The following is an 11,880-nucleotide window of genomic DNA, read 5'->3' as shown; positions in this document are numbered from 1 at the left end:
CACCCGCCGGACCCGTTCCACCCTCACCGTCGTCGCCCTCGACGCCGCCGAACACCGGGAGCCTCATGACCGTCGCCGACCTCATCCTGCACGGCGCCGTGGTGCGCACGGCCGACCGCTCCCGCCCGCTCGCCACCGCGCTCGCCGTCGCCCAGGGGCGTCTCATCGCCGTCGGCAGCGACGACGAGGTGCTCGCCACGGCCGGCCCCGACTCCGAGGTGCGCGACCTCGCCGGAGCAACGGTCGTGCCGGGACTGGTCGACGTGCACAACCACCACCTCATGGCCGGCGAGGCCGACCTCTTCCAGCTCGCGTTCCCGCCCACCGCGAGCCTCGACGAGGTGCTCGAGGCCGTGCGCACCTGCGCCGCCGGGCTCGGCCCCGACGAGTGGGTCGTGGGCGAGGCGTTCGGCAGCGTCCTGCTCGACGAGTTCTCGCACGCCGAGACCCGCGCGCGCTTCGACGAGGCCGCGGGCGGACGCCCCGTCGTCCTCACCGACGACAGTCACCACAACCGGTTCGCCAACTCCGCGGCGCTCGAGGCCGCCGGCATCCACTCGGACACCCCGGATCCCGCGCAGGGACGCATCGTGCGCGACGCCGAGACGGGCGAGCCGACCGGCCTGCTCATGGAGGCGGCGACCCTCGCCGTCACCGAGGCGCTCGACCGCAACCTCGCACGCACCCCTGAGCGCTACCGCCGGGCGAGTGCCCGGGCGATCGAGATCCTGCACTCCTTCGGCATCACGGCGTTCCAGGATGCCGCCGCCACCGTCGAGATCATGGGCGCGCTGCGTGATCTCGACGTCGACGGCGACCTGCACGCCTGGGTGGTGTCGTCGCTGCTGTCGAGCGAGTTCCTCTTCGCGAACACCCCCGTGGGCGACGAGCTCGTCGCTCGGCGCGAGGAGTTCCGAACCCCGCATCACCGCCCCGACTTCGTCAAGGTCGCGCTCGACGGCGTTCCGCCCACCTACACGGGTGCGTTCCTCACCCCCTACCTGCCGAGCCCCGACCACGGGCACGCGCACTGCGGCGTGACCACCATGGACCCCGCTCACCTGACCGACTGGCTCACCCGCACCGCGGCGCAGGGACTGGGCGCCAAGATCCACTGCACGGGCGACGCCGCGGTGCGCATCGCGCTCGACGCGATCGCGGCCGTCCGCGCCGGCGGCGACACGACCAGCCGTTACCAGATCGCCCACGGGCAGTTCGTGCACCCCGACGACCGGCAGCGTTTCGTCGACCTCGACGTGTCGGCCGACATCTCGCCCTTCCTCTGGTTCCCGGGGGTCATCCCGGATGCCATCGCGCAGGTGCGTCCTCAGCCCGAGGCCGCTCACCTGCAGCCCAATCGCGACCTCGTCGATCGGGGAGTGCTGGTGGCGGGCGGGTCGGACTGGCCCGTCAGCGTCTCGCCGAACCCGTGGGAGGGGATCCAGGGCCTCGTCACCCGAGCCGACCCGCTCGGGCGCGCGCCCGGCACGCTCTGGCCCGAGCAGGCGCTCACCCTCGCCGAGGCGTTCGAGGTCTTCACCGTCAACGCCGCCACGGCGATGGGCCTCGGGGACGTGACCGGCTCGCTCGTCGTCGGCAAGTCGGCCGACTTCGTCGTCCTCGACCAAGACCCCTTCGCCGTCGAGATCGACCGCGTCGTGCACACGCGCGCGATCGAGACGTGGTTCGCGGGACGCCGGGTGTTCACCGCCTGACCGCGCGCCGACGCACTCCGCCCCCGGATCCCCGGGGGCGGCATCCAGCAACCCCTCGCACCACCCGCACCGCAGCAACTGCACACATCCCTGACCCGCAAGGAGCATCATGAAGCGCCGCCTCCGCCTGACCGCGATGGCCTCGGTCGTCATCGCCGGCCTCGCCCTCTCCGCCTGCAGCACCACCGCCGCCGACGACGCCGGATCGGGGCCCAGCGCGGCCCCGTCCGACCGCGGCCCGGTCACGAAGATCCTGTTCGACTACCCCTTCACCGCCCTGCCCGTCTACGGCGCCATCGTCAACATCGTCGAGCAGCGCGCGGCCGAGAAGGGCGTGGAGGTCACCTTCACCAACGACGAGATGGACCTGCAGAAGCAGGTCAGCCAGCTCACCTCGAACCTCACCAGCGACGTCGATGCCGTCGTGTCGTTCCCCGTCGACCCCGCGAGCCTGGAGTCGGTCGCGCAGCAGTACCGCGACGGCGGGAAGTACTGGGTGACCTACGGCGGCGACATGACCAATCAGGACGCGACGCTGCAGTTCAGCTTCTACCAGTCGGGGTACGACCTCGGGAAGGATGCCGCGGAGTGGGCCCTGAAGAACGTCGGCCCCGACGCGAAGGTGATCGTGCTCAGCGAGACCGAGCGGCAGATCGGTCAGGAGCGCACGCAGGGCCTGCTCGACGGTCTGAAGGAAGCCGGTCCCGACCTGCAGATCGTCGGCCAGCAGCAGGCCGTCACCCCCGATGACGGTCTGTCGGTCACCACCACGCTGCTCGCGCAGAACCCGGACGTCAACGTCGTCGTCTCGGCGGTCGGTGACGCCGCTCAAGGTGCGTACCAGGCGCTCGTCGCCTCGGGCCGCGCCGAGAACGACGCGAAGACGTACGTCGGCGGGCTCGACCCCAACCTGTTCCTCCTGCAGAAGATGAAGGACGGCAACTTCTTCCGCGCCGCCACCTACTTCTCGCTGAAGGACCTCGTCGACAACGTCATCGACATCCCGATCGCGCTCGGCGAGGGCAAGACGGATGCCAGCGTCGACCTGCCCGTGACCGTCGTCACGGTCGACGATCCCGACCTCTCGAGCTACATCACCGAGCTCGGCGGCTGATCGCCCGGCGGGAGCGGGGTGACCCGCTCCCGCCTCCATCCGACGAGAACGGAGAAGACATGACTGTCACCGTGCGCGGTCTGACGAAGCGGTACGGGGCCACCCTCGCGCTCGACGACGTCACCCTCGACATCCCCGGCGGGCGCATCCACGCGCTGCTCGGACACAACGGCGCGGGCAAGTCCACGCTCATCGCCTGCCTCGGCGGCGGGGTGGCGCCCACCGCCGGCACGATCGAGATCGACGGCACCACCCACGACTCCCTCACCCCGCGCACCTCGATCGCCGCCGGCGTCGCCGTGATCTACCAGCACCTCAGCCTGCTCGAGAACATGACCGTCGCCGAAAACCTCTTCATCGGGCAGGAGCGCACCACCGCGGGGCTCATCCGCCGCGGGGAACAGCGTCGCCTCGCCCGCGAGGCGCTCGACGCCGTGGGCGCCGGGGGCATCGACCCCGACGTGCGGGTGGCGACCCTGCCCATCGGACAGCGCCAGCTGGTCGAGATCGCCAAGGTGGTGCGCCGCGATGCGAAGCTCATCGTCTTCGACGAGCCCACGGCCGCGCTCTCGCGCGCCGAGGCCACCCGTCTGGGTGCGCTCGTGCGCGACCTCGCCGGTCGGGGTATCGCGATCCTGTACGTCACCCACCTGTTGGGCGAGGTGCTCGCGCTCGCCGATGCCGCCACCGTCATGCGCAACGGACGGGCCGTCTGGTCGGCCGAGGGCGCCGGGATCACGCGCGAGACGCTGGTCGCCGCCATCAGCGACGGCCACGGCGCCACGAACGACCGCCCCGCGGCTCCCCGCCAGGGCGAGACGCCGGTGCTCGAGGTGCGCGGACTCACCGCGCCCGGCCTCGGACCGATCGACCTCTCCGTCGCTCCGGGTGAGATCGTCGCCTGCTACGGGCTCGTCGGCTCGGGGCGGACGCGCTTCCTCGGCACCGTGTTCGGGCGCATCCCGCGCACCGGCGGCACGCTCCTGATCGACGGCGTCCCGCGCGAGACCCGCTCCCCGGCGCAGGGTCTTCGTGCCGGCATCGCCCTCGTTCCCGCCGACCGCGCGCGCGAGGGACTGTTCGCCGCCCTCCCCGCCCAGGACAACATCGTGATCGACGCGATGCGCCGGCTCGGATCGTGGGGAATGCGCTCGCTCCCCGCTGAACGCGGGGTGTTCGATCGCATCGCCGACGGGCTCGCCCTGCGCCCCCGCGCGGCGGATCTGCCCGCCGGACGCTTCAGCGGCGGCAATCAGCAGAAGATCCTGCTCGGCCGCTGGGTCAACGACGCCGCCCGCACGCGGGTGATCCTGCTCGACGACCCCACCCAAGGTGTCGACGTCGGCGCCCGCAAAGACATCTACGACGCCGTGAAGGCCCTCGCCGCCGAGAAGGGCGTGGGCGTGATCGTCGCCACCAACGAACCCGAAGAGGTCATCGACCTCGCGCACCGCTGCCTCGTCTTTTCGCGGGGGAGCGTGGTCGACGAGCTCGACGTCGCCGAGACCACGGCCGACGGCCTGCTCTCGGCCGTGCACACCGCCCCCACCGCCCTGACCGCCCCCACCGAAGGAATCCGCCCGTGACCGAGAACCGCTTCCTCCGCGCCATCGTCGAGGGCGTCGTGCGCACGCCGCTGCTCGTCGTGCTGATCGTGATGGTCATCGGCGTGCACCTGGCCACCGACTCGTTCTTCGGGTGGCAGAACATCCGCGGCATCCTGCAGGACAGCGCGGTGATCGCCATCGTCGCGATCCCCGTGGCGATGCTGCTCATCGCGGGGTACATCGACCTCTCGGTGGGCTCGAGCCTCGCGCTCGGCGGGGTCGTGGCATCCCTCGTCATGGACAAGGGCGCCGGTCAACCCGCCGTCGCGATCGTGCTCGCGATCCTCGCCGGGGCGGCGGTCGGGCTGGTCAACGCGGTGATCGTCACGGTGCTCGGGCTCAACTCCTTCATCACCACGCTCGGCACGCTCACCGCGGTGCGCGGGGTCGCGCAGCTGATCAGCCCGACCCCGCGCAACAACTTCGGCCCGGAGTTCGGCCTGCTGGGCGTGGGCACCGTCGCGGGTGTGCCGCTGTCGGTGTGGATCGCCGCGGTGCTGCTCATCGTGGCGGGCGTCTTCCTCGCGTTCACCCCGACCGGCCGGCACGTGTACGCGGTCGGAGTGAACCGTCAGGCCGCGTACCTCTCGGGCGTCCCCGTGCGGCGCCTGCCGTTCTCGCTCTTCGTGCTCTCGGGCGCGATGTCGGGCTTCGCCGGAACCATCGTCGTCGCGCGGCTCAACAGCGCCCCCGCCGGGCAGATCGGCGCGGGCTTCGAACTCGTCGTGCTCACCGCGGTGCTGCTCGGGGGCGTGGCCCTGACCGGCGGCGAGGGAACGATCTTCGGCGTCGTGGTGGGCGTGCTCTTCTACGGGGCGCTGAACAACTCGCTCGTGCTGCTGGGCGTCACCACCTTCTGGCAGGCGGTCGCCAGCGGCCTGGCCCTGGTGGCCGCGATCGGGCTCAGCGCCCTCACACACGTGCTGCGCGTCCGCCTCGCGACCGCTCGGGCGCGCAGGTTGGTGGCGCTGGCCGCCTGACGCTTCCGCTCGCTCGGAAAGCCGCGCTCCCGAGGGGGCGCGGCTTTCGCGCGTGTGCGGGGTGCTGGCGCCGGTTGCCTGGTGACGGGCGGAGGGCGTGGGGCGTGGGGAGGGTCCTCGCGGGGGTGGGGTCCTCCGCTGGTCCCTGGCCATCCGCTCGCCGCGCTGGGGCCGCCGGGGCGTGGCGGGCGGAGGGCGTGGGGTGAAGGGAGGACCCTCGCGGCGGTGGCATCCTCCGCTCGCCCCTGGCCCTCCGCTCGCCACACCGCCCCTCACGCAAACGCCCCCCCGCCCGCACGCCGAAGAGCCGCGCCCCCGAGGGGACGCGGCTCTCGAGAGGGACCGGCCTCAGCGCTCCAGCGGACGCGCCGGGTCGTACTCGAGCGGGTGCACGGTGTTCGACAGCAGGCGGCCGTGCGCGCCGAACGTGAAGTGCGTGGCGCCGCTGTTCGACTCGTCGGCGCCGAAGAGCACGCCGTGGGCGCGCAGGGCCTTCTGGTCGCGGTGGTCGGCGATCGTCACCGACCCGCACGGGATGACCTTCTCGCGCCACGTGAAGACGTAGATACCCGGACGCACGCGCCACACCGTGTTCTCGTCGGTGTCGGCGAGGCCCTGCTCGGGGCCGGCGAGGCAGTGCCACGAGTACCAGTGCGGCGAGAGGTACACGTGCTCGTACGCGTGCACGGTCGAGTACACCCACAGCACGCGGCGACCGATGAGCTCGTCGGTGGGCGCGGGTGCCTCCCCGTGCGCCTCGAGCTCGGCGATGCGCGCGGGCGTGAAGCTCATCTGCACCGCGGTGCGTCCGGGGGCAGCGCTGCCCAGCGCGCTCACGACCGTCAGCGCGTATCCGCTGCGCAGGTCGAGGATGAGCGTCACGGCGGTGTCGGGGTGCGCGGCGGGCGTGTACTGCGCGTAGTACAGCGCCTCGTCGACCTCGATGACCTCGACGTCGTCGCGGCCGCTCTCGGCCCCCGACTCCCACACCACGGCATCCGCGTCGAACCGGTACGCGGTGCGCGCGCCGTGCTCGTCGACGGTGGTGAACGTGCGGCCCGCGAGGTCGTCGGTGAGCTCGGCCTTGGCGGCGTCGAAGCCGGGAGCGAGCCCGTCGAGGGGCAGCCAGGTACGGGTGTCGGACAGGTTGAGGGTGTCGGTCATGCGATCTCCTTGCTGGGTGGAAACGGAAGGGGGCGGATGCCGGACCCCGGGCCCGTGCGGGGGTGAGGCCGGGGAGTGCGGCTGGGGCGGGCGAGCGGGGGCGGGGCCCGGCGAGCGGGGGCGGGGCCTGGCGAGCGGGGGTGAGGCCGGCGAGCGGGGCCGGGGTCCCGGCATCCGGGATCGTCGTTCAGAGTCCGGGAACCGGGTCTTTCCCCTGCTCGGCCGGGGCGACGTTGAACGCCTCGAGGTCGTCGGACAAGCCGGAGTAGATCGCGGGCTTGCGGCGGCGCAGGTAGGCGCCGTACCCGATGCCGCCGATGACGGCCGCCACGAGCAGCAGCGGCATCAGGCGGATGGCGGGTTCGCTGGATCCGGCGACGATGTCGAAGTTGACGACGGCCAGGACCACGATGATCGACAGCGCGAGGAAGCCGATGCCCGGCGCGATCAGCGTGCTCCACCAGCGGCGGTCACCGCGACGGCGGAAGAACACGACGATCGACAGCGCGGCCAGCGCCTGCAGCACGATCACGGCGAGCGTGCCGAAGCCGAGCATGGCGGGGACGAGGTTCAGGATCGGGTCGAGGCCCGCGAGGGCGAACAGGCCCGCGACGACGGCGGCGAACGCGGCCTGCACGATCCCGGCGAGCTGCGGAGCACCCGAGGAGCGGGTGCGGGCGAGCGCGAAGGGCAGCACGCGGGCGCGCCCGAGCGCGTAGAGGTAGCGGGTCGCCGAGTTGTGGAAGGCGAGCATGGCGGCGAACAGGCTCACCAGCAGCAGCACCTGCATCACGACCGTCAGCTGCGGGCCGAGGTAGGTGGCCGAGATGCTGAAGATGAGGTCGCCGGTGGCCAGGTGCTCCTGCGCGGTCGCCTGCGCCCGCGCGACCCCCGTGGCGCTGACCACGGCCCAGGTGGTGACTCCGAGGATGACGCCGATCGCGATGATGGCGGTGTAGGTCGCCCGGGGGATGGTCTTGAGCGGGTTGCGCGCCTCTTCGCCGAACAGGGCGGTGGCCTCGAACCCGAGGAACCCGGTCGCCGCGAGCAGCAGGCCGATGGGCAGCGATCCCGAGAACACGGCCTCGGGTGAGAAGGCTCCCAGGTCGTACCCGGTCTGCACGAGCACCGACACGTCGAACACGACGAGCATCAGCACCTCGAGCACCAGGGCGACGCCGAGCACTTTCGACGAGAAGTCGACGCCCGTGCGGGCCAGGACGAAGCACACGATGATCGAGAGCAGGCCCCACACGTACCAGTGCACGTCGAAGCCGGTGAGCCCGGCGATGATCGACTGCATGAAGAAGCCGCTGGTGCCGATCGTGCCCACGACGAAGAAGTTGTAGCCGAGGGTGGCGATGAGCCCCGCGATCAGTCCGCCCGTGCGTCCGAGGCCCTTGACCACGAACGCGTAGAACCCGCCCGCGTTGACGAGCTGCTTCGACATCTGCGCGTACCCCACGGCGAACAGCAGCAGGATGACGGCGATGATCAGGAACGACGCGGGCGTGCCTCCGCCGTTGCCGAGCGCGATCGCGAGAGAGGCGACCACGACGATGCCGGTCAGCGGGGCGACGGCGGCGAGCACGAGGAAGACGATGCCCGCGACCCCCAGGGCGCCGCGCTGCAGCGCCGTGGACGAGCCGGGGGAGGTCGAGTCGGTCATGGCGAATCCTTCGGGTCGGGTTCCGAGCGCACGTCGGCGCCCGTTGCAGCGATCTTGCTCCGCCCTCACCCGCCCGACTTGACCGCGGGCGAGAGGGCCTGTTGCGTCCGTGCAGGGACGGCTCGCCTCTCGCGCCGCCGCGTCCAGGATGGGCCGCATGGACCTTCAGCTCACCTCGCGCCGCGCCCTCGTCACGGGAGCCGCCGGCGGAATCGGCCGCGCGGCGGTGCGCGCGCTCGCCGCGGAAGGCGCGCGGGTGGGAGCGGTCGACCTCGACCCGCGCGTGCGCGAGCTCGGGGGTCCGGCCTTCGTCGTCGATCTCGCGGATGCCGACGCGGCCGCCGCCGCGGTCGACGCGTGCGCGCGGGAGCTCGGCGGGATCGACGTGCTCGTGCTGGCCGCCGGGATCTCGGGGCCGGTGGGCACGCCGCTGGGGGAGACGTCGATCGGGGCGTGGGAGCGGGTGCTCGCCGTGAACGTCACGGGTGCCTTCGTGACGCTGCGCGCGGCGCTGCCGTGGCTGCGCGCGTCCGAGGCCCCCGCGGTGGTCGTGGTCGCGAGCGACTCGGCCCTCGTCGCGAGCCCCGGCATGGCGCCGTACGGCGCGTCGAAGGCCGCGGTGCTGCAGCTGGCCCGTGCCGCCGCCGTCGAGCTGGCGCCCGAGGGGATCCGCGTCAACGCCGTGTGCCCCTCGATCGTCGACACCCCGATGAGTCGGGGCGACCTCGGGATGCCGGACGGTTTCGCCGACGCGGAGTACCCGGTGCAGACGGCGGCCGAGGTGGCCGACCAGGTCGTGCTCCTGGCATCCCCGCGCCTGCGACCGGTGTCGGCGGCCACGTGGGTGTCGGATTTCGGCGTCAGCGCCCGGTCCGGGTTTCCGGCCTGAGCGGACGAACGAGAGCCCCGTGCGTGCGCACGGGCGGAAAGAAGGACGAATGGATGCGGAATTGCACGGTCAGGTGGCCCTGGTCACCGGGGGAGGCACTGGCATCGGCGAGGCGGTCGCCCGGCGCCTCGCGCGCGCGGGCGCGCACGTCGTCGTGACCGGGCGCCGGCGCGAGCCTCTCGAACGCGTCGCCGCCGAGATCGGCGGTACCGCTGTCGCCGCGGACGCGGCGGACTCCGCGGCCGCCGCCGCCCTCATCGGCGGCGTCGTGGAGGCGCACGGGCGACTCGACATCGTCGTCGCCAATGCCGGCGGACACGGCTTCGCGACCGTCGCCGACACCGACGACGTGGCGTGGGAGACGGCGCTGCGCGCCAACGTCACCACGGCGTTCGTGATCGTCCGGGCGGCGCTTCCCGCGTTGATCGCGGCCCGGGGGCGGGTGGTGGTGATGTCGTCGATCGCGGGGTTGGCGGCGGGCCCCTCGGTGGCCGGCTACACCGTCGGCAAGCACGCGCTCATCGGGCTCACCCGCTCGCTCGCGCGCGACTACGGACGCCACGGCGTGCGGGTCAACACCGTTTGCCCCGGGTGGGTGGCCACCCCCATGGCCGATGACGAGATGGACGCCTTCGCCGCGGCGGCGGGCCTCGACGACCGCGCCGCGGCGTACGCCGCCGTCACCGCCGACGTGCCGCTCCGGCGCCCCGCGCAGCCCGACGAGATCGCCGCGGTCGTGCGCTTCCTCGCCTCGCCGGAGTCGTCGTACATCACGGGGGCGACGATCGTGGCGGACGGCGGGGCGCACGTGGTCGACGTGCCCACGATCGCGTTCGATCACGCGGGCATGTGAGGGCTGCCCCGCGCGAGCGTGCGGCTCGCCGGAGCGGGCGACGAGAGGGCCGCGACCCGGGCCGATCAGTGCGCGGCGCGGCACTCGCTCGGCGAGAAGCCGAACGCCGACTTGAACGTGCGACTGAAGTGCGCGGCATCCGGGAACCCCCACCGCGCGCCGATCGCCGACACCGACTGGTCGGCGAGCAGCGGGTCGGTCAGGTCGCGGCGGCAGCGCTCCAGGCGTCGCGTGCGGATGAGCGCGGCCACCGTCGTCCCCCCGCCCTGGAACAGCGTGTGCAGGTGCCGGGTCGAGATGTAGTGCGCGGCGGCGATCGCCCCGGGCGACAGCTCGGCCGAGGCCAGGTGCGTGTCGATGTGCTCCTCGACGCGGCGCCGGAGGGCGGCGTGCGGATCGCCCGCCGACACGTCGCTGCCCAGCTCGTGGGCGTAGACGGTGGCCAGCAGGTCGAGCGCGGTGTGCACCAGGCGCGATCCCGACGGGCTCGCCACCTGGTCGAGGTGCGTGCCCAACTGGGCGAGGAAGGGCGCCACGACCCCGCCGAGACCCCCGTCGCCGGGCACGCGCACGGCGGTGAGCTGCGCGAGTGCCGACGGCGGCAGGGGCAGCGCGCTGGGCGCGAACATCGTCACGATGGTGCGGAACTCGCCGCTGAAGCACAGCGAGTACGGCCGGGAGGTGTCGTAGACGGCGAAGTCGCCCGGACGCAGGAGCGCCTCGCGGCCGTCCTGGATCAGCAGGCCCGTGCCCGCGAGCATCAGGCTCATCTTCACGGCCGGGCCGTCGGCGCGAGCGATCAGGTCGGGGGTGCGTTCGACCACGTGGGCGGAGGCGGCGACGGTACTGACGTGGATGCCGTCGGCGCAGGCCGCCCGAATGGTGCCGCGGAAGCGGTCGGGGTCGGCGGCGGTGACGTGCAGAGGAACGAAGCTGTCGTCGACGGCCGCGCGGAACGCGGTGAGATCGGCGGCGTGGATGGCGGTGACGCCCGGTTGCGGGCGGGTGGTGGTGATCGACATGGGAGACCTCCTCGTTTCCCTCGACTCCTGAGCTCCCACGTCATTTTTATCCGACGCTTGTAGAGCCAAAGTTTCCCGAATGTTACACCTGGCGACCAGTTGTCGCGAGAGAGCCGTCAACGGAGCATGTCGACGAGGGCATCGACGGTGGCGAGCATGCGCTCTTCGCGCGCCGTCTCGGGAAACAGCACGCCATTGGCCTGCATCCCGTTCACCGCGTGCAGGATCGCATCGCTCACGGCCTGCACGTCGAGCCCCGCGCGGACCTCGCCGCGGTCCTGCGCCTCGGCCACCATCGCGACGAAGGCTTCCTGCCACTGCCGCATGAGGCCGCGGAACATCTCGGCGAGCGCCGGGTCTGCGGCGGCGTACTCGAGGAAGGCGATGACGATGCGCGCCTCGAGGGAGCGCTCCTCGTCGATCGGAGCCGCCTCCAAGAGGAAGGCGCGCAGGGCTGCGAGTCCCACGACGCCGGTGCGGGCGCGCTCCTGCGCGAAGCGCGCCGTGGTCGCGGCGAACACGTGCGCGAACGCGGCGGTGAGGATCGCGCTCTTGTCGGGGAAGTAGTGCGTGACGCTGCCGTTGGCCAGTCCCAGCTCGCGAGCGAGTCCGCGCATGGTCGTGGCCTCGATCCCGCGCTCCGCGATGAGGCGCCAGGTGGCCTGCACGATCTCACGTCGGCGGGCTTCGTGGTCGACGAGTCGGGGCACGGACGTCCTTCTTCTCGGGTCGCCGGGGATCGGCCCATTTTATCCGGCGGGCCCGCGTCGCCTGGCCGCCGCCGCCTCGCGCGGGCATAACCTCCGCGATGCGCGCAATCTCCGTGGCATCCGGGGCCCTGGGGCTGAGGTCGTGCACATCGCGGAG

General features: G+C 72.5%; 10 protein-coding genes. 6 read left to right on the top strand and 4 right to left on the bottom strand.

From position 1 onward, the window contains the following. Positions 1–65: 65 nt before the first annotated feature. From IFU40_RS11155 to IFU40_RS11140, 4 genes are all read left to right on the top strand, one after another. On the top strand, positions 66–1,715 hold the full coding sequence (locus IFU40_RS11155; protein ID WP_191926348.1) for an amidohydrolase: 1,650 nt from the start codon (positions 66–68) through the stop codon (positions 1,713–1,715). A gap of 109 nt (positions 1,716–1,824) precedes the next feature. Beyond that, positions 1,825–2,829 (top strand): sugar ABC transporter substrate-binding protein, encoded by a 1,005-nt coding sequence (locus tag IFU40_RS11150; RefSeq protein ID WP_070408428.1) that lies wholly within the window; start codon positions 1,825–1,827, stop codon positions 2,827–2,829. A 59-nt stretch (positions 2,830–2,888) separates the two neighbouring features. After that, on the top strand, positions 2,889–4,415 hold the full coding sequence (locus tag IFU40_RS11145; RefSeq protein WP_191926347.1) for a sugar ABC transporter ATP-binding protein: 1,527 nt from the start codon (positions 2,889–2,891) through the stop codon (positions 4,413–4,415). Further along, positions 4,412–5,416, top strand: coding sequence for an ABC transporter permease (locus tag IFU40_RS11140; protein ID WP_070408427.1), 1,005 nt, complete (start codon positions 4,412–4,414; stop codon positions 5,414–5,416). The genes IFU40_RS11145 and IFU40_RS11140 overlap by 4 nt, the downstream gene beginning before the upstream one ends. Before the next feature lie 348 nt (positions 5,417–5,764). Here IFU40_RS11140 and IFU40_RS11135 read toward each other — a convergent pair whose 3' ends face one another. Continuing rightward, a complete protein-coding gene (locus IFU40_RS11135; RefSeq protein WP_191926346.1) occupies positions 5,765–6,580 on the bottom strand; it encodes a molybdenum cofactor biosynthesis F family protein in 816 nt (271 codons plus the stop codon). A 187-nt stretch (positions 6,581–6,767) separates the two neighbouring features. After that, positions 6,768–8,249: an APC family permease gene (locus IFU40_RS11130; protein ID WP_191926345.1), complete on the bottom strand. Its 1,482-nt coding sequence runs from the start codon at positions 8,247–8,249 to the stop codon at positions 6,768–6,770. A gap of 157 nt (positions 8,250–8,406) precedes the next feature. Between IFU40_RS11130 and IFU40_RS11125 the strand changes: the two genes are divergently transcribed. Both IFU40_RS11125 and IFU40_RS11120 read left to right on the top strand, forming a co-directional pair. Then, the gene (locus IFU40_RS11125) at positions 8,407–9,138 is read left to right on the top strand and encodes an SDR family NAD(P)-dependent oxidoreductase (protein WP_191926344.1); all 732 of its coding nucleotides are present in this window, start codon (positions 8,407–8,409) and stop codon (positions 9,136–9,138) included. A 49-nt stretch (positions 9,139–9,187) separates the two neighbouring features. Further along, complete coding sequence (locus IFU40_RS11120) at positions 9,188–9,991, top strand: SDR family NAD(P)-dependent oxidoreductase (protein WP_191926343.1); 804 nt, start codon at positions 9,188–9,190, stop codon at positions 9,989–9,991. Between the two features lie 65 nt (positions 9,992–10,056). On the opposite strand, the gene IFU40_RS11115 is transcribed toward IFU40_RS11120, so the two are convergent. Together IFU40_RS11115 and IFU40_RS17205 are read right to left on the bottom strand one after the other, a co-directional pair. Continuing rightward, positions 10,057–11,013: an AraC-like ligand-binding domain-containing protein gene (locus tag IFU40_RS11115; RefSeq protein ID WP_070408422.1), complete on the bottom strand. Its 957-nt coding sequence runs from the start codon at positions 11,011–11,013 to the stop codon at positions 10,057–10,059. 116 nt (positions 11,014–11,129) lie between these two features. Next, a complete protein-coding gene (locus tag IFU40_RS17205) occupies positions 11,130–11,723 on the bottom strand; it encodes a TetR/AcrR family transcriptional regulator (RefSeq protein ID WP_070408421.1) in 594 nt (197 codons plus the stop codon). Between the last annotated feature and the right edge of the window lie 157 nt (positions 11,724–11,880).

Source organism: Microbacterium sp. CFBP 13617 (assembly GCF_014839445.1).
GTDB lineage: Bacteria > Actinomycetota > Actinomycetes > Actinomycetales > Microbacteriaceae > Microbacterium.
This window is presented reverse-complemented; position numbering and strand designations above follow the sequence as displayed.

Excerpts from the sequence above, each read along its gene's own strand:
- IFU40_RS11130 (WP_191926345.1), bottom strand. The coding sequence starts at position 8,249 with ATGACCGACTCGACCTCCCCCGGCTCGTCCACGGCGCTGCAGCGCGGC.
- IFU40_RS11120 (WP_191926343.1), top strand. The coding sequence starts at position 9,188 with ATGGATGCGGAATTGCACGGTCAGGTGGCCCTGGTCACCGGGGGAGGC.
- IFU40_RS11150 (WP_070408428.1), top strand. The coding sequence starts at position 1,825 with ATGAAGCGCCGCCTCCGCCTGACCGCGATGGCCTCGGTCGTCATCGCC.
- IFU40_RS11115 (WP_070408422.1), bottom strand. The coding sequence starts at position 11,013 with ATGTCGATCACCACCACCCGCCCGCAACCGGGCGTCACCGCCATCCAC.
- IFU40_RS11155 (WP_191926348.1), top strand. The coding sequence starts at position 66 with ATGACCGTCGCCGACCTCATCCTGCACGGCGCCGTGGTGCGCACGGCC.
- IFU40_RS11135 (WP_191926346.1), bottom strand. The coding sequence starts at position 6,580 with ATGACCGACACCCTCAACCTGTCCGACACCCGTACCTGGCTGCCCCTC.
- IFU40_RS11145 (WP_191926347.1), top strand. The coding sequence starts at position 2,889 with ATGACTGTCACCGTGCGCGGTCTGACGAAGCGGTACGGGGCCACCCTC.
- IFU40_RS11125 (WP_191926344.1), top strand. The coding sequence starts at position 8,407 with ATGGACCTTCAGCTCACCTCGCGCCGCGCCCTCGTCACGGGAGCCGCC.